We start from the raw sequence: 20,730 nt of genomic DNA, 5'->3' as shown, positions 1-20,730 counted from the left end.
CCCACCCGGCAGGGAGCTCGCGATGCGGGATACTAGAGGGGTGCCTCTCTATCGCGATCAAGGTGTGGTGCTCCGCACCCACAAGCTGGGTGAGGCCGACCGTATCGTGACCTTCCTCACTCGCGGCCGGGGGCTGCTCCGCGCCGTGGCGAAGGGCGTGCGGCGGACCTCCTCGAAGTTTGGGGCGCGGCTTGAACCGTTTATGGTCGCGGACATCCAGTGCTTCGAGGGCCGCACGCTCGACACCGTCACCCAGGCCGAAACGCTCGGGGCGTACGGCCCGGCCATCAGCGCCGACTACGAGCGGTATCGCTCGGGCTCCGTCATAGTGGAGACCGCGGAGCGCCTCGCCGAGGGCGATCCGAGCCCCGCGCTGTATGGGCTGCTGGTCGGCGCGCTGCGCACGCTGGCCGCCGGAAAGATCCCGGCGGAACTGGTGCGTGACGGCTACCTCCTGCGCGCCATGTCGATCGCCGGGTGGACGCCGGGACTGGTCGAGTGCGTGCGCTGCGGCGCGCCCGGCCCCCACACCGCCGTGAACGTGCAGCTCGGTGGCATGACGTGCGAGGCGTGCCGCCCGCCCGGCTCGCCGCGCCTGGACCCGGGGAGCGTGCAGCTGCTGCGTGCCCTGCTCGCCGGAGACTGGGACGACGCGCTCGCGGCGTCCGAGCGTGAGCGGGGTCAGGCGGCGGGGATCGCGGCGGCCTATACGCAGTGGCACCTCGAACGCGGCCTGCGCTCCTTCAGCACCCCGCGGCTTTAGACTGCTGGGTATGCGTGTTGCCCCCGATACTCTCGTTCCGGTCGACTGGACGGGCGAAGCCCCGCCCCGGTTTGCGGGTCCCGTGCCGAAGCACGTGGCGATCGTCATGGACGGGAACGGTCGCTGGGCGAACCAGCGCGGGCTCACCCGTGTGGAGGGCCATCGGGCGGGGGAACAGGCGCTGCTCGACGTGGTTGCCGGTGCCATCCAGGCGGGGGTGAGCCATCTGTCGGTGTACGCGTTCTCCACGGAGAACTGGCGCCGCTCGCCCGACGAGGTGCGCTTCCTTATGGGGTTCAATCGCGACGTCCTGCGCCGCCGCCGGGCGCAGCTGCACGCCTGGAACGTCCGCATGCGTTGGGCGGGGCGAAAGCCGAAACTGTGGGGCTCCGTGATTCACGAGCTGCGCGCCTCGGAGCGGGTGACCGCGAACAACACCGGGCTGACGCTCACCATGTGCGTCAACTACGGGGGGCGCAACGAACTCGTCGACGCGGTGCGCGCGATCGCGGCGGATATCGAGTCGGGCCGGCTGACGCCCATGGGGATCACCGAGCGAACGATCGAGCGTCACCTCTACGTCCCGGAGCTGCCGGACGTCGATCTGTTTCTCCGCAGTTCGGGCGAGCAGCGCACGAGCAACTTCATGCTGTGGCAGTCCGCGTACTCGGAGATGGTGTTTCTGGACACCCTGTGGCCGGACTTCAGCAGGCAGGAACTGTGGCGCGCCATCCAGGTGTATCACGATCGCGACCGCCGATTCGGCGGGGCCACAGACGCGCCCACCCCGGGTGCCGCGCAGTAGTCATCGCCGCATGAGAGAATAGGGAGGATATGACTTCCCAGACTCTCCGTGATTCCCGGCTGCGGATCGGGCCCCTCGAGCTCGACGTGCCGGTGGTGTTGGCCCCCATGGCGGGCATTACGAATACCGCGTTCCGTCGCCTGTGCCGCGAGTACGGTGCGGGGCTCTACGTGAGCGAAATGATCACGAGCCGTGCGCTCGTGGAGCGCACGCCCGCATCGCTGCGTCTGATCAAGCATCACGAGAGCGAAACGCCGCGCTCGATCCAGCTGTACGGCGTCGACCCGAAGACGGTGTCCGAGGCCGTGAAGTTCCTGGTGGACGAGGACCTGGCCGACCACATCGACCTGAACTTCGGTTGCCCGGTCCCGAAGGTGACCCGCAAGGGTGGCGGATCCGCGCTGCCCTGGAAGAGCGACCTGTTTGAGGCGATCGTCTCGGGCGCCGTGCGCGCCGCCGGGGACATCCCGCTCACGATCAAGATGCGCAAGGGCATCGACGCGGACCACCTCACATACCTGGACGCGGCGCGCGCCGCCGAGGACGCGGGCGTCGCGGCGATCGCCCTGCACGGGCGCACCGCCAACGAGTTCTACTCCGGCCACGCCGACTGGTCCGCGATCGCGACGCTCAAAGAGACGATCACGAGCGTGCCGATCCTCGGCAACGGCGACATCTGGGCCGCGGACGACGCGATCCGGATGATGCGGGAGACCGGCTGCGACGGCGTCGTGGTGGGTCGCGGGTGCCTGGGGCGGCCGTGGCTGTTCGGGGACCTTGCCGCGGCATTTCGGGCTGAGGCGGGAGAGATCAGCGCCGCCGAGGCCGAGGCCGCCATCGCGCGCCCGCCGCTGGGCTTCGTGATGGCCGCCATGCGACGCCACACCGAACTGCTCATCGAGTTCTTCGACGGCGAGGAGGATCGCGCCTGCCGCGACATTCGCAAGCACGTCGCCTGGTACTACAAGGGCTACGGCGTGGGCGGCGACACCCGCCGCGCGCTGGCCGCGGTCGAGTCGCTCGAGCAGATGGACGAGATCTTCGCGACGATGGACGGCTCGATCCCGTACCCCGGTGAAGGGGCCGAGGGACAGCGCGGCCGGGCAGGATCGCCGAAGCGCGTGCATCTGCCGGACGGCTGGCTGAACAGCCGCACGAGCGACAGCATTGACTACGCGGACCTCGCGGAGGCCGAGCGAGACGATTCCGGTGGCTAACCCGGGGCTCCCGCCGGGGTACGAACCCGCGGACGCCGAGCGCTTCGATCCGGAAACCCACAGCGGCGTCCGCAGTGACTTCGCTCGCGATCGTGCGCGGGTGCTGCACTCGAGCGGTTGGCGGCGGCTCGCGGCGAAGACGCAAGTGCTCAGCCCGACCGCGGGGATCGACTTCGCCCGGAACCGGCTCACCCACTCGCTGGAGGTGGCGCAGATCGGCCGCGAGCTGGCCGTCACGCTCGGGCTCGCCCAGGACGTCGTCGACACGGCGTGCCTGGCACACGATCTCGGACATCCGCCGTTCGGCCACAACGGTGAGAAGGCGCTCAACGAGTGGGCCGCGGATGCCGGCGGCTTCGAGGGCAACGCGCAGACGCTCCGCGTGCTGACCCGGCTCGAACCCAAGCGTGTCACCTCGGACGGCGTGAGCCTCGGGCTGAACCTCACGCGGGCCACGCTCGACGCGAGCTGCAAGTATCCCTGGAGCCGCTCCGAGGCGGCGCCCGGCAGCATGAAATTCGGGTACTTCGCGGACGACGAACCGGTGTTCGCCTGGCTGCGGGCCGGCGCGCCCGATCGCGTGAAGTGTGCCGAGGCGCAGGTCATGGACCTGTCGGACGACATCGCCTACTCGGTGCACGATTTCGAGGACGCGATCGTCAGCGAGTTCATCGACCCGGAGATCCTCACGGCGCGCTCCGGCCACGACTCCCTGATTCGCGCGGTCTCAGAGTGGGCGGGCGGCGACTTCACGAGCGACGAGCTGGGTGCCGCCTACGATCGAATCTCCGAGACGCAGACGTGGCTCACCCGCTGGGATGCCTCACGGGGGCACCAGGCGCAGCTGAAGAACTTCACGAGCGACATGATCGGTCGCTTCGCGCGCGCGGCCGTCGCCGCGACGCTCGAGGCCGCCGACGGGACACCGCTCGCCCGATACGGCGCGCAGATCGTCGTGCCCGCGGAGATCCGCGCCGAAATCGCGGTCTTGAAGGGGATCGTCGCGGCGTTCGTGATGTCGAGCGGGCGCCGGCAACCGACCTATCGGCGGCAGCGTGAACTGCTGGCGGAGCTGTTGGAAGCGCTGTGGGCGGCGGGTGCCGAGGGCCTCGAACCCGCCTTCGCGGTCGACTTCCGTGCGGCGACCGACGAGGCGGGTGCCCGGCGTGCGGTGGTGGACCAGGTGGCGTCGCTCACCGATCAATCCGCGATCGCCTGGCACAAGCAGTTCTGCGACATCCCGCTCGTCTAGCGCGCGGAACAACCCGCCGAGCCCGCGGCACTAAGCTGGCGGGTATGGCAGGCCGGATCCGCGCGAGCGACGTTGAGGAAGTGAAGCGACGCACGAACCTGGGCGATCTCGTGGGCGACTACGTCACCCTGAAGAACGCGGGAATCGATTCGATGAAGGGGCTCTGCCCGTTCCACGACGAGCGCAGCCCGAGCTTCCACGTCCGGCCGGCGCTCGGCTATTACCACTGCTTCGGGTGCGGAGAATCGGGTGACGCGTTCACCTTCCTGCAGCGGATGGATCACCTCACCTTCGCGGAGTCCGTCGAACGCCTCGCCGCCCGGATCCACTACACGCTCACGTACGAGGAGGGCGGGTACGCGCGGGAAGACGGGCCGAATCGCGCCCGGCTGCTCGCGGCAAACCAGGCGGCCGCGGCCTTCTACGCTGGACAGCTCATGAGCGAGGAGGGCGCGGCCGGTCGCACCTTCCTGGAACAGCGCGGCTTCGATGCGGCGGCGATCGAGCGCTTCGGCGTCGGCTACGCCCCCCGCGGGTGGAACGGGCTCACGGATCACCTGAAAGCGCAGGGCTACACGCCCGCCGAACTCACCCAGGCCGGACTCGTCTCCGAGGGTCAGCGCGGCGTGTACGACCGATTCCGGGGCCGGGTGGTGTGGCCGATCCGAGACACGAGCGGTCAGACCCTCGGCTTTGGTGCCCGGAAGCTCTACGAGGACGACAATGGCCCGAAGTACCTGAACACGCCGGAATCGCCGGTCTATCACAAGTCCCAGGTGCTGTACGGCCTCGACCTCGCCAAGAAGGCGATCTCGCGCGGCAAGCGCGCGGTGGTGGTCGAGGGGTACACCGACGTCATGGCCTGCCATCTCGCCGGCATCGACACGGCCGTGGCGACCTGTGGCACGGCCTTCGGGAAGGACCATATTTCGATCCTGCGCCGGATCATGGGTGACGACTCCGCCGCGGAGGTCGTGTTCACCTTCGACCCCGACGAGGCCGGCCAGAAGGCGGCGCTGCGCGCGTTCAGTGAGGAGAAGCGGTTCACCGCCCAGACCTATGTGGCCGTCGCCCCCGAAGGCTTCGACCCCGCAGACCTGCGGCTACACCGCGGCGACGAGGCCGTGCGCGAACTGTTCACGCGGAAACAGCCGCTGTTCGAGTTCGCCCTGCGCCAGGCCGTGTCGCGCTTCGACCTGAACTCTGTGGAAGGGCGGGTGACGGCGCTGCGGACCGCGGCCCCCATCGTCGCCGACATCAAGGATCCCTCGCTCCGACCCGGGTACGCGCGGGAACTCGCGCGGATGCTCGGCATGGAACTCAGCGAGGTGCAGCACGCGGTGCGGACCGCGGAGCGTGACCCGCGCGGCAGTCGGGAGGTGCCTCCGGAGCCGCCGCGTGCGGACGGCCCGCCCGGCGGCGGGGGAGCGCCCGGCCCCGTGCTGGGGCTCTCGGCGCTGCGGAACGCCCCCACGACCCGGCTCGAGCGAGACGCCCTCATGGCGATCCTGCAGCAGGGGGGCGCCGTCGGTGCGGAACTCGTGCACCAGGCCGTGACCGCGCAGGTGTTCGAGCCGAACCTGCGCGTGGTGCGGGACGCGCTCAGCGCCGCGCTTCCCGCGCTCGGCACGCCCTCCTGGGTGGACCAGGTCGTCGCGGAGGCCCCGGAGTCCCACCGCGGCCTCGTGCGGGAACTCGCGATGGTGCCCATGCCCGAGCGTCGCGCAGACCAGCTCGCGATCTATGCGAAAGACGTGATCGTGTCGTTGCTGGACCGCGATCTCGTGGGCCTGAAACAGGAACTGCTCGCCCGGATGCAGCGGATCGGAGACTCCTCCGATCCGGCATCGCGGCGACTCCAGGAGCAGCTCGTCGCGCTCGAAGCCGCACGCCGCGGGCTGCGCGACGAATAGTGCGGCATACCGGCGCGCACGCCGGCGGCCCCGACATCGGTCGATAGTGTAGGCACACGCGGAAACGCGTGACCCCGATTCGCCACACCCCGAGGAGTAAGTCACATGACTCACCCACACCTCGACGCGGACCCTACGATCCGTGTCTCCGACCTCTCGCTGTCCTACCCCGCACACGCCGGTGGCCGGGAGTTCGAGGCCGTCGAGGGAGTGAGCTTCGAGGTGGCGCGCGGCGAGGTCATGGCGCTGCTCGGGGAGAGCGGCTCCGGCAAATCAACGCTCGCGCGGTTCCTCGCCGGACGCGCCGCCGACACGGGGGAAAAGTCGGCCCGGATCAAGCTCACGGGTGGCGCCGCGACGGTATTTGACGTGCCCATGCGACGGCTGGGGCGGCGGGCGCGTTCCCGGCTCACCGCCTATGTGGGGCACCTCGCGCAGGACGCGGGCGCGACGCTCACCCCGGAGCTCAACGTCGGCGACATCCTGTTCGAGCCCATCGTGGAGCGCAGCAAGCACTTCGACCGCGAAGAGCTCGGCGAGCGCATCGCGGAGATGATGGACATCGTCGCCCTGCCGCTCGCCAAGCTGCAGGAGTACCCCTACGAACTGTCAAAGGGCCAGCGGCAACGGGTCGCCGTAATGCGCTCCCTGATGCTCGATCCGGCACTGCTGATCGCCGACGAGCCCACGCTCGGCGTGGACGCGAACAACCGTCCCCGGATCGTGGAGCTGCTGCGCTGGTACCGGGAGCGGACCTCCGCGACGATGCTGCTGATTAGCCACGACATCGGCATGCTCGAGGCGCTCGTGCAGGACGTGCTCGTGATGCAGGAGGGCCACCTCGTCGGTCACGGCGAGATCAACGAGATTTTCCGCAACGCCGACCACGGCTACGTGCAGCGACTCGCCCAAGCGCTTCGGGCCACCGCGTACGATGAGATTGCGGAGGAATAGCGCGGCACGCCCGGCGGTCCGGCTCGGATTTGCACCCGCTTCTCCGGAGTTGGTACAGTAAACGAGTTGCAACGCAATGATCCCCTGTAGCTCAGTTGGCAGAGCGCTTGACTGTTAATCAGGATGTCGCTGGTTCGAGCCCAGCCGGGGGAGCGACACAAACCCCCACCGAATCGGTGGGGGTTTTTCGTTTCTGACGAAGGGTGCAACATGACCGAGCAACACGCGCAGGGTGCCGCTGCCGCCGAGCCGGGGCCGCAGCCGATGAGCGCGACGATCCCCGCGGGGCTCGTGATCCCGCTCGATGCGGCCCGAACACCCGAGGTCCACGGCAGTGTCTGGCTGGCCCCGGGGTCCGTGGTGGTGGGCGCGGTGCGCATCGCCGAAGACGCGAGCATCTGGTACCACGCCGTCGTGCGGGGCGACTCGGACGCGATCGAGATCGGGGCCCGCGCCAACCTGCAGGACGGGGTTGTGATCCACACGCACCGCGGGGGACACCCCGCCGTCATCGGCGCCGACGTCTCGATCGGGCACAACGCCGTCGTGCACGGCGCCACCATCGAGGACGGCGCGCTGATCGGCATGAGTGCCACGGTGCTGAACGGTGCCACCGTGGGCACCGGATCGCTCGTGGCCGCGGGCGCGCTTGTGCCCCAGGGCGTGGTGATCCCGCCGCACTCGCTCGTGGCCGGGGTGCCCGCCCGGGTGGTTCGCGAACTCCGGGCCGAGGAGCGCGACTCGCTCACGGAGAACGCGGCGGCCTACCTCGGCTACACCGCGCTCCACCGCACCGCGACACGCGGCGCGGGCGACGAGATGGAAGCCGGCGCGCGCGATGCACTATGATCGGTGAGGTGCGAAACGCACACACGGGGATGTAGCTCAATGGTAGAGCCTCAGTCTTCCAAACTGATTACGCGGGTTCGATTCCCGTCATCCCCTCCAGATCCAGGGCCTCGCAGATGCGGGGCCCTGCGTGTTTCTGCTATTCCGGGAATCTCTGTGAACCCGGAACTGGCCTCGCGGGCTCGGCCAGCGCCCCACATCCCACTCGCCGGGTGCGTGAGTGCGTTCTCGGCAGTCGCGGCGGAGGTTCTGGGTCCTCCTCGCGTGCGGAGTGGGTGAGGGGATTTCCGCCGAGCCGAGCCTGTGTGCAACGAACAGGCGATTTCGGCTAGACTTGCTCAGGTTGCGCGCGGAGACGCGTGTTTCGCATGGGAACCTCACGGTTTTCGGGGCGTAGCTCAGCTTGGCTAGAGCGCCCGCTTTGGGAGCGGGAGGTCGCAGGTTCGAATCCTGTCGCCCCGACCAGGGTCGCCCGACCCGACGAGCTGGTATTGCAGCACGATTTCGATCATTGAGAGGCCAAATTGCCGAAGACGACAGCTGAGAAGCTCACTCCGACCCGCGCCAAGTTCAGCGTGGAGGTCACGCTCGACGAGCTGGAGCCCTACCTCAAGCAGGCGTACAAGACGATCTCCGAGCAGGTCTCGGTGCCCGGATTCCGCAAGGGCAAGGTCCCGGCCCCGATCATCGATCAGCGCGTCGGCCGTGAGGCAGTCATCCAGGAGGCCGTGAACGCCTCGCTCGACGACTTCTACCAGACCGCCCTCGCCGAGTCGAACGAGCGCCCCATGGGCCGCCCGACCGCCGACGTCGCGAACTGGCCCGACGCGGCTGACCCGTCGAGCACCCTCGGCCTGGTCTTCGAGGTCGAGGTGCGCCCCGAGTTCACGCTGCCCAACTACGATGGCATCACCATCACGGTCGACAACGCCGAGGTGGACGAGGCCGCGGTAGAGCTCGAGCTCACGAAGCTGCGCGAGCGCTTCGGCACGCTCGTCACCGTGGATCGCCCGGCCGCGAAGGGCGACTTCGTCGAGTTGGATCTGGTCGCGACGGTCGACGGCGCAGAGGTCGATCAGGCCAGCGGCGTCTCCTACGAGGTGGGTGCGGGCAACCTGCTCGAGGGCACCGACGAGGCCGTGGAGACGCTCACCGCTGGTGAGTCCACCACCTTCACCTCGCAGCTGCTTGGCGGCGAGCACGAGGGCCGCGAGGCTGAGGTTTCCCTCACGCTGACCGCGGTGAAGGAGCGCGAGCTCCCCGAGGCCGACGACGAGTTCGCCCAGCTCGCGAGCGAGTTCGACACCATCGCGGAACTCCGCGAGAGCCTGCAGGAGCAGGTCGGCCGCGCCAGCGTGTTCGCGCAGGGCCAGCAGGCTCGCGACATCTTCACCGAGACCCTCATCGAGCAGGCCGGCATCCCGGTCTCCGAGGAGCTCGTGGAGGAGGAAGTGCACCGTCACCTGGAGGGCGAAGGCCGTCTCGAGGACGACGAGCACCGCGCCGAGGTGCGCATCTCCTCGGAGAAGCAGATCCAGCTGCAGCTGCTGCTTGACGCGATCGTGGAGGCCGAAGAGGTCACCCCGACGCAGAACGAGCTCTCGCAGTACATCTTCCAGTCAGCACAGCAGTACGGCATGGAGCCCACGCAGTTCCTGCAGGCAATCAGCCAGGGCAACCAGATGAACATCGTGCTCGGCGAGGTCACCCGCAACAAGGCGCTCGCGATCGCACTCGCGAAGGCCACCGTGGTGGATCAGGACGGCAAGGCTGTCGACCTCAGCGAGTTCACCGCCGTCGATACCGACGACGAGACCGAGACCGAGGACGCACCCGCCGAGGATGCGCCCGCGAAGAAGGCACCGGCGAAGAAGGCTGCAGCGAAGAAGGCCGACAAGCCCGCTGAGTCGGCTGACGCGGCTGAGGACGACGAGGCTGCCAAGAAGGCAGCTCGCTCGGCCGCTGCCAAGAAGGCCGCTGCGACCCGCGCTGCCAAGAAGGCCGCCGCGGAAGCTGAGCAGGCCGCGGAGTAATCCTCCCGCTGTGAGATCGGAAGCCCTCGCCCCTCGGGCGGGGGCTTCCGTCGTCTCCGGACGCCCGCCACGCATGCGCCGACGGCGAACAACCACGCGGGCGCGTCCGCAACTCGATACTCTCGAATCAAGAAACAACGATTGGAGCGCCGAATGGCAGAACAGACGCCACCGAACAGTGTGTTCGAACGCCTGCTGAAGGATCGCATCATCTGGCTGGGATCCGAAGTGCGTGACGACAACGCGAACGAGATCTGCGCGAAGATCCTGCTGCTCGCAGCGGAGGACCCGGAAGCCGACATCTACCTGTACATCAATTCGCCCGGTGGCTCGATCACCGCGGGAATGGCGATCTACGACACGATGTCCTTCGTCCCGAACGACATCGTCACCGTCGGTATCGGCATGGCGGCCTCCATGGGCCAGTTCCTGCTGACCGCCGGAACCAAGGGCAAGCGCTACATCACGCCGAATGCGCGCGTGCTGCTGCACCAGCCCCACGGCGGCTTCGGCGGCACGGCCAGCGACATTCAGACGCAGGCCGCGCTCATCACCTCGATGAAGAACCGGCTGGCGGAGATCACCGCGGCACAGACCGGGAAGACCGTCGAGCAGATCAATGAGGACGGGGACCGCGACCGCTGGTTCTCCGCCGAGGAAGCCCTCGAGTACGGCTTCGTCGACTTCATCCGTGACTCCGCCACGGACGTTGTTGGCGGCGGCGGAACGAAGCGCTAGACCATGGGACAGGAAGCAAGCTTTTCGATGACGACTCCACAGATGCCAATGGCGGGCGGCTCGGGCCTGCAGATGCCCGAATCCCGGTACGTGCTCCCCACCTTCGAGGAGCGGACCGCGTACGGTTACAAGCGGCAGGATCCCTACGCGAAACTGTTCGAGGATCGCATCATCTTCCTCGGCGTGCAGGTCGATGACGCTTCGGCGGACGACGTGATGGCCCAGCTGCTCGTCCTGGAAAGCCAGGATCCCGAGCGGGACATCACGATGTACATCAACTCGCCCGGTGGGTCCTTCACCGCGATGACGGCCATCTACGACACGATGCAGTACATCCGACCGCACGTGCAGACGGTGTGCCTCGGCCAGGCAGCGTCCGCCGCCGCGGTGCTGCTCGCCGGGGGCACCCCGGGCAAGCGCCTCGCGCTCCCGAACGCCCGCGTGTTGATCCACCAGCCCTCCACCGGCCAGGGCGGTCACGGCCAGGCCTCCGACATCGAGATCCAGGCGCGTGAGATCATGCGGATGCGTGAGTGGCTGGAGGAGACGCTGTCCAAGCACTCGAAGCGGTCGGTCGAGGAAGTCCATCGCGATATCGATCGCGATAAGATCCTCAGCGCGCAGGAAGCGCTCGACTACGGGCTCGTGGACCAGGTCCTGACGAGCCGGAAGAACCCGCAGGCGGTCCTCCCGCAGTAGTCACGTCGGGCCCCGGGGGACACCCCGGGGCCCGCGGCGTGCCGCAGCCGATTGTCGGAGGTGGCCGCTAGTCTCGAATGAGTCCCCACAACCGAGTGTGAAGGAGCCGCACCATGGCGAAGATCGGCGAAAGCAGCGAGCTGCTGAAGTGCTCCTTCTGTGGGAAATCTCAGAAGCAGGTGCAACAGCTCATTGCGGGCCCGCAGATCTACATCTGCGACGAGTGCGTGGCCCTCTGCAACGAGATCATTGAGGAACGCGTCGCGGAAACGCAGACCAGCGAATCCTCCGACTTCACGCTCCACAAGCCGCGCGAGATCTCCGATTTCCTCGACGAGTACGTCATCGGCCAGGAGCGCGCCAAGCAGTCCCTCGCCGTCGCGGTGTACAACCACTACAAACGCGTGCGCTCTGCGGCCACGCTGACGAGTGCTGAGGTCGCCTCGGAACAGGTCGAGATCGAGAAATCGAATATCCTGCTGATCGGCCCGACGGGCTGCGGCAAGACCTACCTGGCGCAGTCGCTGGCGCGCCAGCTCGGCGTGCCCTTCGCGGTGGCGGATGCGACCGCCCTCACCGAGGCCGGCTACGTGGGGGAGGACGTCGAGAACATTCTCCTCAAGCTTCTCCAGTCGGCGGACTTCGATGTCCAGCGCGCAGAGACCGGCATCATCTACATCGACGAGATCGACAAGATCTCCCGCAAAGCGGAAAACCCCTCGATCACCCGAGATGTCTCGGGCGAGGGCGTGCAGCAGGCGCTTCTGAAGATCCTTGAAGGCACCGTCGCCTCGATCCCGCCGCAGGGCGGCCGGAAGCACCCGAATCAGGAGTTCCTGCAGCTCGACACGACAAACATTCTCTTCATCGTCGCCGGTGCCTTCGCCGGGCTTGAGGAGATTATCGGCTCCCGCCTCGGCAAGGGCGGCATCGGTTTCGGTGCCCCGGTCTCGAGCCGGCGCGACGACGACAGCCTGTTCGCCAAGGTCGAACCCGAAGACCTGCACAAGTTCGGGCTCATCCCCGAGTTCATCGGCCGGCTCCCGGTCGTGGCGACGGTGGATCCGCTCGACGTGCCGGCGCTGACCCGTATTCTCGTGGAACCCCGGAACGCGCTCGTGAAGCAGTACCAGCGCATGTTCGAGCTCGACGGCGTCGGGCTCGAGTTCGAAGATGCCGCGCTCGAGGCGGTCGCCGAGCTCGCCGTCGAACGAAAGACCGGCGCACGCGGGCTCCGTTCGATCCTGGAACGCGTGCTCGCCGACGTGATGTTCGAGGTGCCCTCCAGCGACGAGGTCGCCAAGGTCATCGTGACCCGCGAAGCCGTACTGGGGGAGGCCCCGCCGCGGGTGCTGCAGGCGCACGGGGGCCGCGAAAGCGCCTAGTCGCGCCAGGCGGGCGAGCAGCCCACTGCTGCGCAGACGCGTGGTGCCGCCGCTGAGCCCAGCCGACTGGGTTCAGCTCCGCCGTCCGCTCAGACGCGTCCAGTGGCTCAGCTCAGTTCAGTTCAGTTCAGCCAATCGTCGTCGTCGTCGCTCGAATCCGGTGCCGCGTGGGTGGTCAACCTGGCGGAGCCGCCGACGCCGTCCGCGTCCGAGTCGCCGCGGAGCGACGTCACCACGACTCGGGACGCCCCGTCAATGGTGACGAGCACGAGATCGTCGAGTGCGCAGCGCGGCCGCCCCTCCAGAAACGTGAGCGTCCAGGAGTGCGCGTCCGGGTGCGCGGCCTCCTGGGCCGCGATCGCCTCGTGCAGGGTCGGGGGCACGCCGCGGTGCGGCGTCTCGCCCGCGCGCCAGCGTGCCCCCAACTGCATGACTAGCCCTCCGCCTGCTCGAGGTGGATCTCGGTGACCGTGACGGCCTCCACCTCGGCCGCGTCGATGCGCAGTTCGGCGATGCGCCCAACCGCGGCGAGATCCGCTGCTGCCAGCGCGAGCCGGTCGCGGTCGGCCGCCGGTGCCTGCACCACGGCGAGGGTCACGGGCGTCTTCTGGGACGCCTTCGCGTCGGTCTTCGCCCCCCGGATCCCGATGAGCGCTCCGCCGACGAGCGCGAGCAGGCCCGCATCAGCGTCGGTACCGGCGAGCTCCCGGGTGTCCGCGGCGAGGGGCCAGGACGCCTGGTGCACGGAGCCGGTCTCGAACCAGGACCAGACCTCCTCGGTGGCGTAGGGCAGGAATGGCGCGAGCAGCCGCACAAACACCGACAGTGCCGCGCGCAGCGCGGTCACGGCGGAGGCGCGGGGCTGGCCCGTGCCGTCGTCGCCCGCCGCGCCGTGCGCGCGTTCCTTCACGAGCTCGAGGTAGTCGTCGCAGAACGTCCAGAAGTACGACTCGGTGAGCTCGAGTGCGCGCGCGTGATCGTAGTTCTCGAAGGCGCGGGTCGCGTCCTCCACGACGGTGGCAAGTCCCGCGAGCATCGCCCGGTCGAGGGGCTCCGACACGGTGCCGATGCCGCTCGTGTCAAAGCCGAGCGTGAACTTCGCAGCGTTCAGGAGCTTGATGGCCAGGCGACGCCCGATCTTGATCTGGGTCGGGTTCTGCGGATCGAAGGAGGCGTCCGTGCCGAGCTTTGCCGAGGCCGCCCAGTAGCGGACCGCGTCGGATCCGTGCTGCTCCAGCATGCCCGCTGGGGTGACGACGTTGCCCTTCGACTTCGACATCTTCTTGCGGTCCGGGTCGAGGATCCAGCCCGAAATTCCGGCGTTCTGCCACGGCAGCTGCCCGCACTCCAGCTCGGAGCGGAGCAGCGTCGAGAACAGCCAGGTGCGGATGATGTCCTGGCCCTGGGGGCGGAGGCTGTACGGGAAGACGAGGTCGTAGAGCTCCGGATCGCGCTCCCAGCCGCCCGCGAGCTGCGGGGTCAGCGAGGACGTCGCCCAGGTGTCCATGACATCGACCTCGCCCTGGAAGCCGCCGGGAACGCCGCGCTGGTCTTCGGTATAGCCCGCGGGCACGTCACTCGACGGGTCGACGGGGAGCGTCGCCTCGCTCGGGATGATTGGCGCGTCAAAGACCGGGTTGCCCTCGGCGTCGAGCGGGTACCACACGGGGATCGGGACCCCGAAGAAGCGCTGGCGCGAGATCAGCCAGTCGCCGGAGAGGCCCTCGACCCAGTTCTCGTAGCGCACGCGCATGAAGTCCGGGTGCCAGTTCAGTTCCCGGCCGTGGGCGAGGAGCCGCTCGCGGAGCTGTTCGTCGCGGGCACCGTTGACGATGTACCACTGGCGCGTGGAGACGATCTCGAGCGGCTTGTCGCCCTTCTCGAAGAACTTCACAGGGTGCGAGATCTTGCGGATTTCCCCGGTCAGTTCGCCGGAGGCCTGCAGCAGCTCGACCATGGTCTGCTTCGCACTGAACACGGTCTTGCCGGCGATCTGCGCGTAGGCGTCACGGCCCGCCTCGGAGGTGATCGCCTCGGGCGCCTCCTGGAGTACGCGACCGTCGAAGCCGAGGATCGCGCGGTTGGGGAGATCGAGCTCGCGCCACCAGATCACGTCCGTGACGTCACCGAAGGTGCAGATCATGGCGATGCCGGTGCCCTTGTCCTGCTTCGCGAGGTGGTGCGCCACGATGGGCACCTCAACGTCGAAGATGGGGGTGCGCACCGTGGTGCCGAAGAGCGGCTGGTACCGCTCGTCGTCGGGATGCGCGACCAGCGCGACACAGGCGGCGAGCAGCTCGGGACGCGTGGTGTCGATCAGGATGTCGCCCTCGCCGTCGGTGCGGTGGAAGGAGAGCGTGTGGTATGCGCTCGGCTGCTCGCGGTCCTCGAGCTCGGCCTGGGCGACAGCGGTGCGGAAGGTCACGTCCCACAGGGTCGGGGCCTGGGCCTGGTAGGCCTCGCCACGCTCGACGTTGCGGATAAACGCGAGCTGGGAGGCGCGGAGCGAGTCCTGCCCGATCGTGCGGTAGCTCTGCGACCAGTCCACGGACAGGCCGAGCGTACGCCACAGTTCCTCGAACTGCTTCTCGTCCTCGATCGTCAGGCGTTCGCAGAGCTCGATGAAGTTGCGGCGGGATACGGGCTGCTGATCCGCGGCCTTGATGCTCTTCCCGTCGCCGCCCTCGTGCGGCGGCACGAAGTCTGCCACGTAGGGGAGCGAGGGATCGCAGCGCACGCCGTAGTAGTTCTGGACGCGGCGCTCGGTCGGGAGGCCGTTGTCGTCCCACCCCATCGGGTAGAAGACGCGCTTGCCCTGCATGCGCTGGTAGCGCGCCACCGTATCGGTGTGGGTGTAGGAGAACACGTGGCCGACGTGGAGCGAGCCGGAGGCCGTGGGCGGCGGGGTATCAATGCTGAACACCTCGGCGGCCGTCGCGCCCTCGCGCGGGAACGCGTAGGTCCCGGAGGATTCCCAGACCGCCCCCCACTTCGCTTCGAGGCCTTCAAGTGCCGGCTTGTCGGGGATGGCGCTCATTGCAGCTGCTCCGTGTCTCGACGCGAGGTCGTTCGATGTGGGCGGCACCGCGTAGTCGGGCGCTCGCGTGTCACCGCGTGCGCCCTGGTGCCTGAGTGTCAACCGCTCCAGTCTACCCGGCCGGATCAGGAGAGATGGACGGCCAGCAGCGTTTCGTTCTGCGCGGGGTCACCGTCGGGGGTGGGCTCGGTCAGGTACTGTTCCCAGGCGACTCCGCTCGGGGTTTCCCCCGCCGCCGCCAGCCACGCGTAGAGATGCTCGTAGGCGGCACCGAGCAGGCCGTACTCGCCGCGCACCAGCAGCGTAGCCGCGCGGCCGCCGGGCAGCAGTTCGCTCCGCACCTCGCCCGTGTCCGCGTCGGGGAGCGGTGCCGCGATCGGCACGGCGACGCCGAGGTCGAGTTCTGCCCCCGGCTCGCCCCGGATCACGCCGCACGGCGGTGCGACCGGGGCCAGCTCGAGTCGCGCCAACGTCGCGAAGATGAGCGGGAAGGCCCGATCATAGAGCCCCGGGATCGCGTCGAAGGCGACGCGCTCGCGGACGACGGCGAGATCCTGGGCGGGGAGCTCGACGATCTCGGGCGTGGCGAATGGGCTCGGTGTGTCGAATGGGCTCGGAGTGGCGCTCATAGGGGCATCGTGTCACGCCGCCACCGAGCCGTCAATGCCCGGAGTGGCCCGAGTTCACGCGGTGAGTGCCCGCATGAACTCGGGATTCGCCTCCGCCCAGGCCGCGACGCCCACGGCGGGCTTCTCGTCGCCGTGCACGACGAACACCTGGCGCTCCAATTCCATGAGCTCGTCGGGAGTCATGCTGAACTCTCGGAGCCACTGCGCGACCTCGGGCTGCGCCTCGGGGAATGCGGTGCTCGCGTAGACGTGCTCCGCCTCGGTCTGCCCCAGCAGGCCTTCGGGGTCCTCGAGGTTCTTGATCGGGTACTCGAGATACGCCCAGTGGGGCTCCCACAGGGAGACGGCGATGTTCTTTCCGGTGTCCGTGGCCCCCTTGAGCGCCGAGAGCATCGCTGCGGTGGAGGAGGTCACAAAGTCCATGTTTTCCAGGCCGTAGCCGGGGATCACGGTGTCCTCCATCAGGATGGTCTGCCCGGCGCCCGGGTCGGTCCCGACGATCTCGTTGTCGAATGCGTCGGCGTGGTCTGCGAGCTCGGCGAGCGAGTCGATCGGGGCGTCCTCGTTCACCGCGACCGTGATCCGGGTCTCCTCGTACCAGGGCCCGAGATCCACGAGGTCGTCGCCATACTCGTCGACGAAGGCGCGGTGGATCTCGGGGAGCGTGATCTGGGTGGCGAAGTCGTAGCTGCCGTCGGCGAGCCCGATAAACACAGGGCTGAGATCCGCGGCGGTGATGGTGACGTCGTAGCCCTCGTCCTCGAGCGCGAGTTTCCACAGTTCGCTCGTCACAATAGATTCGCCCCACCCGGCGAACTGCGCAATGTGGACGTCGGTGCTGCCGGCCTGGGAGGCCGGGGCGCTGCATCCCGTGAGGGCGAGGAGCGCGGCGGCGCCCCCGGCGAGCAGGGCGGTGGTCCGGCGGGCCGGCGTGGTGACACGGTGCGTGCGGTGCGTGTTCATGGGTCTCCTGTTCGTTTCCCCCGCGTGGGTGTGCCGCGCGGGTCGTGTTTCTCTGGAAGAGGGCGCCATCCCAGCTCACGAGTGAGTGGAGATGACGCCCTCGGGTGATGCGGGTCGTGCGGGAGGAGTGGTTACGCGGTGAGCGAGTCCACGTACTCCTGGTTCTCGCTGATCCACTTCTTGACGATCGGCTCGTAGTCGCTGCCGTCGTACTCGTTGAACATCACGTTCTCAAGCGAGTGCAGCAGATCCGAGTCCATCTTGAAATCGGTCAGCCACTGAGCAACCTCAGGGAACTTGTCCTTCAGCTCGGTGCTGCCGTAGGAGTAGATGCTCTCGGCCTCGCCGAGCGTGCCCTTCGGGTCCTCAAGGTCCTTGAGGTCATACGCGTTGTATGCCCAGTGCGGCTTCCAGAGGGTGACGGCGACGTCGTCACCGTTCTTCATCGCCGTGTCGAGTTCGGTGAGCATTGCCGGCGTCGAGGAGATGACGTAGTCCATCTTCTCCAGTCCGTACCCGGGGATCACGGCGTTCTCCGTCGTCTCGGTGAGGCCGGCACCGGCCTCGATGCCGACGAGCTTGTTGCCGAACACGTCCGCGTTCGCGGCGAGTTCGTCGAGCGAGTCGATGGGGGCGTCCGCGTTGACCGCGATCGTCAGCTTCGCCTCATCGTTCCAGGCCCCGAGCTCGACGATGTCGTCGCCGTACTGCTCGATGTAACTGGCGTGCGTCAGCGGGAGCCAGACGTCGAGCATCGCGTCGTAGTCCCCGTCTGCCACGCCCTTGTAGACGGGCGCGGGATCGGCGGTCTCGATCTTGACCTCGTAGCCTTCCTCCTCGAGGATCGCCTTCCACAGGTTCGTGACGGCGATGCCCTCGTCCCAGTTGAACATGCCGAAGGTGACGGTGCCCTTGGAATCAGCATCGCCGCCGCCCGTGCCCGGGTCACTTGAGCACCCCGTGAGCGCGAGCGCAGCCGCGGCTCCGAGCGCGAGAACTCCGGTCATCATGCGTGTCTTCATGGTGTTCCTTTCGTCTGAATTCGGGTGGGTATGTGGGGCGTGCGCGGCCCGAAGGAGCGGCGCACGCCCGCGAGTCTTAGGCCGCGGCCGATGCGGTGGCCGCGGGGGCCGCCTCGGCGCTCCGCTTCCGTTTCCGGGTGCTGAGCGAACCCAGGGCACCGGTGGTCCGGTCGAGGATCATGGCGAGGATGACGACGGAGACGCCCGCCTCGAAGCCGAGGCCGATGTCGATGCGGTTCAGCGCCTTGACGACCTCGCCGCCGAGTCCGCCCGCGCCCACCATGCCGGCGATGACGACCATCGAGAGGGAGAGCATGATCACCTGGTTCACGCCCGCCATGATCGAGGGAAGCGCCAGCGGAAGCTGGATCTGGCGCAGGATCCGTCCGGGCTTCGAGCCGAAGGCGTACCCGGCCTCGACGACCTCGGGATCGACCCCGCGGATCCCCAGTTCGGTGAGGCGCACGCCCGGGGCGAGCGCAAACACGATCGTTGCGACGATGCCCGGGACGACGCCCACGCCGAAGAACATGAGCGCCGGGATGAGATACACAAACGCGGGCATGGTCTGCAGGAAGTCGAGCAGGGGCCGGATGATCTTCGAGGCGGTGTCGTTGCGCGCCGCGAGAATGCCGAGCGGGATGGCGATCAGCAGCGCGATGATGCTCGCGAGCAGGACGAGCGCGAGGGTGTCCATCGCGTTGCCCCACTGTCCGACGCTGACGATCACGCCGAGCCCGATCGCGGTGCCGAGCGCGAGCTTCCAGCCCTTCGCGAGCCAGGCGAGGGCGACGAGCACCACAATCACGAGCCAGAACGGCGGGGTCGCGAGGAGCCAGTCGAGCCCGGCGTACGCGCCCTTAAAGAGCGTGCTCAGGACATCGAACAGGCCGCCGGCGGCGTCGGTGAGCCAGTTCACGACGGCTTCCGCGCCGCGGCCGAGGGGGAGCGTCACGTCGTTCATGCCTGGACCCCCTCAGCGTCGTTCTCCGGCGCTTCGGGCGCGGGGGCTGGCCTCGTCTGTGCGAGCGTCTCGGTGATGACGGCCATCGGCACGTCGGGCGTCGGTTCGATAATCGGGATCTCCGTGGTGACTGCGGGGACGTTGGCGAGTGAGGCGAGCAGGGTGACCCGCGGCACGACGCCGATCAGGCGATCCTGATCGTCGGTGACGGCGACGGGCAGCGGGCTCTCGACGGCCATTTCGAAGAGGTCTGCGATGAGCTGATCGCGGTTGACGATCGACGGGGTCGGCCGCAGCTTCTCGCTGAGGTCCGTCCCGCCGGCGCGCACCTCGCGGAGCATGTCGCGGTCGCGTACGACGCCGAGCAGCTTTCGGCCGCTCGTGACCACGAAGCACGCCGAGGTCTGCAGGTCGCGCATGAGGCGGAGTGCGGCGCGCGGCCCCGCCGAGGCGGGGATCACCGCACGGGGCGGCTCCATGACGTCACCGGCGGTGAGCACGCGTGCCCGATCCACGTCCTGCACAAACTGCGCCACGTAATCGTTCGCGGGGTCGGTGAGGATGTCGTTCGGCGTGCCGACCTGGACGATCTTGCCGTCGCGCATCACCGCGATCCGATCGCCCAGGAACATGGCCTCGTTCAGATCGTGGGTAATGAACACGATGGTCTTCTTGAGCTCCTGCTGGAGCTCCACGAGCTGTTCCTGCATCTCGCGGCGGATCAGCGGATCAAGGGCGGAGAACGCCTCATCCATGAGCAGGATGTCGGTGTCTGCCGCAAACGCTCGCGCGATCCCGACGCGCTGCTGCATGCCGCCGGAGAGCTCGCTGGGGAGCCGGTCCTCCCAGCCCGCCAGGCCGACGCGCTGCAGCCAGTACTGTGCGCGATCCCGGCGCTCGGCCAGCGAGGCACCCTGCAACTCCAGCCCGTAGGCGACATTGTCGATCACCGTCCGGTGGGGAAGCAGCGCGAAGTGCTGAAAGACCATGGACATGCGGTCGCGCCGCAGCTTCCGGAGCTCCGGGGCACCGAGCTTGACGACCTCGGTCCCGAAGACCTTGATTGAGCCATCCGTGGTGTCGTTCAGGCCGTTCAACATGCGAATCAGGGTGGATTTGCCCGAGCCGGACAGCCCCATCACGACGAAGATCTCGCCGGGTTGCACCTCGAAATTGGCATCGATGACGGCCGCGGTTCCCTGACTGCGGAGCTCGTCGCGGCTCGCGCCCGCGCGCAGGCGCTTCACCACCTCTCGGGGGCGGCGTCCGAAGACTTTGTAGGCGTGGGACACGGTAATTGCGGGGGGAGTGGGGGCTGCCGAGTCAGTGGCGGGACCCTGCGATCCGGGGGTTCCCGGAGTCTCGGGGGCCGGGGTTCCGGCCTGTTCAGTTGTGTGGGTCACTCAGTACTCCTCCATCTGGTGGTACGACGAATCGAGAGAGCTCGTGCGCCGCGCACGGAAGCGCGGCAGGGCACACGGTTCTCAGTGGCCGTGTGACCGGCCTG

At 68.2% G+C, this 20,730-nt stretch carries 18 protein-coding genes and 3 tRNA genes; 14 read left to right on the top strand and 7 right to left on the bottom strand.

The features are described 5' to 3' along the window. Positions 1-40: 40 nt before the first annotated feature. The 14 genes from recO to clpX all read left to right on the top strand — a co-directional run bounded on the left by recO (position 41) and on the right by clpX (position 12,608). Positions 41-763 carry a DNA repair protein RecO gene (recO, locus tag D3230_RS08580; protein WP_202344630.1) on the top strand — a complete coding sequence of 241 codons (723 nt, stop codon included), beginning with the start codon at positions 41-43 and terminating at the stop codon, positions 761-763. A 10-nt stretch (positions 764-773) separates the two neighbouring features. Further along, positions 774-1,568 (top strand): isoprenyl transferase, encoded by a 795-nt coding sequence (locus D3230_RS08575; RefSeq protein ID WP_202344629.1) that lies wholly within the window; start codon positions 774-776, stop codon positions 1,566-1,568. Positions 1,569-1,597: 29 nt separating this feature from the next. Next, complete coding sequence (dusB, locus tag D3230_RS08570) at positions 1,598-2,785, top strand: tRNA dihydrouridine synthase DusB (protein ID WP_202344628.1); 1,188 nt, start codon at positions 1,598-1,600, stop codon at positions 2,783-2,785. Then, positions 2,778-4,037, top strand: a complete 1,260-nt coding sequence (locus tag D3230_RS08565) for a deoxyguanosinetriphosphate triphosphohydrolase (RefSeq protein WP_202344627.1) — start codon at positions 2,778-2,780, stop codon at positions 4,035-4,037. The genes dusB and D3230_RS08565 overlap by 8 nt, the downstream gene beginning before the upstream one ends. A gap of 44 nt (positions 4,038-4,081) precedes the next feature. Then, positions 4,082-5,950 carry a DNA primase gene (dnaG, locus tag D3230_RS08560; protein ID WP_202344626.1) on the top strand — a complete coding sequence of 623 codons (1,869 nt, stop codon included), beginning with the start codon at positions 4,082-4,084 and terminating at the stop codon, positions 5,948-5,950. 105 nt (positions 5,951-6,055) lie between these two features. After that, the gene (locus D3230_RS08555) at positions 6,056-6,904 is read left to right on the top strand and encodes an ATP-binding cassette domain-containing protein (protein ID WP_202344625.1); all 849 of its coding nucleotides are present in this window, start codon (positions 6,056-6,058) and stop codon (positions 6,902-6,904) included. A gap of 80 nt (positions 6,905-6,984) precedes the next feature. Beyond that, positions 6,985-7,057 (top strand) — tRNA-Asn (locus tag D3230_RS08550). Positions 7,058-7,168: 111 nt separating this feature from the next. After that, the gene (locus D3230_RS08545; protein WP_202344858.1) at positions 7,169-7,753 is read left to right on the top strand and encodes a gamma carbonic anhydrase family protein; all 585 of its coding nucleotides are present in this window, start codon (positions 7,169-7,171) and stop codon (positions 7,751-7,753) included. A gap of 25 nt (positions 7,754-7,778) precedes the next feature. Continuing rightward, positions 7,779-7,852, top strand: a tRNA-Gly gene (locus D3230_RS08540). Positions 7,853-8,140: 288 nt separating this feature from the next. Then, positions 8,141-8,218 (top strand) — tRNA-Pro (locus D3230_RS08535). A gap of 59 nt (positions 8,219-8,277) precedes the next feature. Beyond that, positions 8,278-9,786, top strand: coding sequence for a trigger factor (gene tig / locus D3230_RS08530; protein ID WP_202344624.1), 1,509 nt, complete (start codon positions 8,278-8,280; stop codon positions 9,784-9,786). 126 nt (positions 9,787-9,912) lie between these two features. Next, positions 9,913-10,524 (top strand): ATP-dependent Clp protease proteolytic subunit, encoded by a 612-nt coding sequence (locus D3230_RS08525; protein ID WP_337249148.1) that lies wholly within the window; start codon positions 9,913-9,915, stop codon positions 10,522-10,524. Positions 10,525-10,551: 27 nt separating this feature from the next. After that, entirely contained in the window at positions 10,552-11,223 is a 672-nt protein-coding gene (locus D3230_RS08520) for an ATP-dependent Clp protease proteolytic subunit (RefSeq protein WP_272929019.1), read from the top strand. A 113-nt stretch (positions 11,224-11,336) separates the two neighbouring features. Continuing rightward, on the top strand, positions 11,337-12,608 hold the full coding sequence (gene clpX / locus D3230_RS08515) for an ATP-dependent Clp protease ATP-binding subunit ClpX (protein ID WP_202344622.1): 1,272 nt from the start codon (positions 11,337-11,339) through the stop codon (positions 12,606-12,608). A gap of 122 nt (positions 12,609-12,730) precedes the next feature. Here the strand turns inward: clpX and D3230_RS08510 are convergent, their stop codons facing one another. The 7 genes from D3230_RS08510 to D3230_RS08480 all read right to left on the bottom strand — a co-directional run bounded on the left by D3230_RS08510 (position 12,731) and on the right by D3230_RS08480 (position 20,626). Next, positions 12,731-13,039 (bottom strand): Fe-S oxidoreductase, encoded by a 309-nt coding sequence (locus D3230_RS08510; RefSeq protein ID WP_237467235.1) that lies wholly within the window; start codon positions 13,037-13,039, stop codon positions 12,731-12,733. A gap of 2 nt (positions 13,040-13,041) precedes the next feature. After that, on the bottom strand, positions 13,042-15,645 hold the full coding sequence (gene valS, locus D3230_RS08505; protein WP_202344621.1) for a valine--tRNA ligase: 2,604 nt from the start codon (positions 15,643-15,645) through the stop codon (positions 13,042-13,044). 125 nt (positions 15,646-15,770) lie between these two features. Further along, a complete protein-coding gene (locus D3230_RS08500) occupies positions 15,771-16,274 on the bottom strand; it encodes a GyrI-like domain-containing protein (protein ID WP_202344620.1) in 504 nt (167 codons plus the stop codon). 54 nt (positions 16,275-16,328) lie between these two features. Then, positions 16,329-17,237 carry a glycine betaine ABC transporter substrate-binding protein gene (locus D3230_RS08495; protein ID WP_202344619.1) on the bottom strand — a complete coding sequence of 303 codons (909 nt, stop codon included), beginning with the start codon at positions 17,235-17,237 and terminating at the stop codon, positions 16,329-16,331. A 131-nt stretch (positions 17,238-17,368) separates the two neighbouring features. Continuing rightward, the gene (locus D3230_RS08490) at positions 17,369-18,259 is read right to left on the bottom strand and encodes a glycine betaine ABC transporter substrate-binding protein (RefSeq protein ID WP_202344618.1); all 891 of its coding nucleotides are present in this window, start codon (positions 18,257-18,259) and stop codon (positions 17,369-17,371) included. A 76-nt stretch (positions 18,260-18,335) separates the two neighbouring features. After that, entirely contained in the window at positions 18,336-19,223 is an 888-nt protein-coding gene (locus D3230_RS08485; RefSeq protein WP_202344617.1) for an ABC transporter permease, read from the bottom strand. Next, positions 19,220-20,626, bottom strand: coding sequence for a quaternary amine ABC transporter ATP-binding protein (locus tag D3230_RS08480; protein WP_420029027.1), 1,407 nt, complete (start codon positions 20,624-20,626; stop codon positions 19,220-19,222). The genes D3230_RS08485 and D3230_RS08480 overlap by 4 nt, the downstream gene beginning before the upstream one ends. Between the last annotated feature and the right edge of the window lie 104 nt (positions 20,627-20,730).

This window comes from Leucobacter chromiireducens subsp. solipictus, from assembly GCF_016758195.1.
GTDB lineage: Bacteria > Actinomycetota > Actinomycetes > Actinomycetales > Microbacteriaceae > Leucobacter > Leucobacter solipictus.
This window is presented reverse-complemented; position numbering and strand designations above follow the sequence as displayed.

Coding starts and splice junctions, on each gene's coding strand:
- D3230_RS08575 (WP_202344629.1), top strand. CDS start 774: ATGCGTGTTGCCCCCGATACTCTCGTTCCGGTCGACTGGACGGGCGAA.
- dusB (WP_202344628.1), top strand. CDS start 1,598: ATGACTTCCCAGACTCTCCGTGATTCCCGGCTGCGGATCGGGCCCCTC.
- dnaG (WP_202344626.1), top strand. CDS start 4,082: ATGGCAGGCCGGATCCGCGCGAGCGACGTTGAGGAAGTGAAGCGACGC.
- D3230_RS08555 (WP_202344625.1), top strand. CDS start 6,056: ATGACTCACCCACACCTCGACGCGGACCCTACGATCCGTGTCTCCGAC.
- D3230_RS08545 (WP_202344858.1), top strand. CDS start 7,169: ATGAGCGCGACGATCCCCGCGGGGCTCGTGATCCCGCTCGATGCGGCC.
- D3230_RS08520 (WP_272929019.1), top strand. CDS start 10,552: ATGACGACTCCACAGATGCCAATGGCGGGCGGCTCGGGCCTGCAGATG.
- clpX (WP_202344622.1), top strand. CDS start 11,337: ATGGCGAAGATCGGCGAAAGCAGCGAGCTGCTGAAGTGCTCCTTCTGT.
- D3230_RS08510 (WP_237467235.1), bottom strand. CDS start 13,039: ATGCAGTTGGGGGCACGCTGGCGCGCGGGCGAGACGCCGCACCGCGGC.
- valS (WP_202344621.1), bottom strand. CDS start 15,645: ATGAGCGCCATCCCCGACAAGCCGGCACTTGAAGGCCTCGAAGCGAAG.
- D3230_RS08500 (WP_202344620.1), bottom strand. CDS start 16,274: ATGAGCGCCACTCCGAGCCCATTCGACACACCGAGCCCATTCGCCACG.
- D3230_RS08495 (WP_202344619.1), bottom strand. CDS start 17,237: ATGAACACGCACCGCACGCACCGTGTCACCACGCCGGCCCGCCGGACC.
- D3230_RS08490 (WP_202344618.1), bottom strand. CDS start 18,259: ATGAAGACACGCATGATGACCGGAGTTCTCGCGCTCGGAGCCGCGGCT.
- D3230_RS08485 (WP_202344617.1), bottom strand. CDS start 19,223: ATGAACGACGTGACGCTCCCCCTCGGCCGCGGCGCGGAAGCCGTCGTG.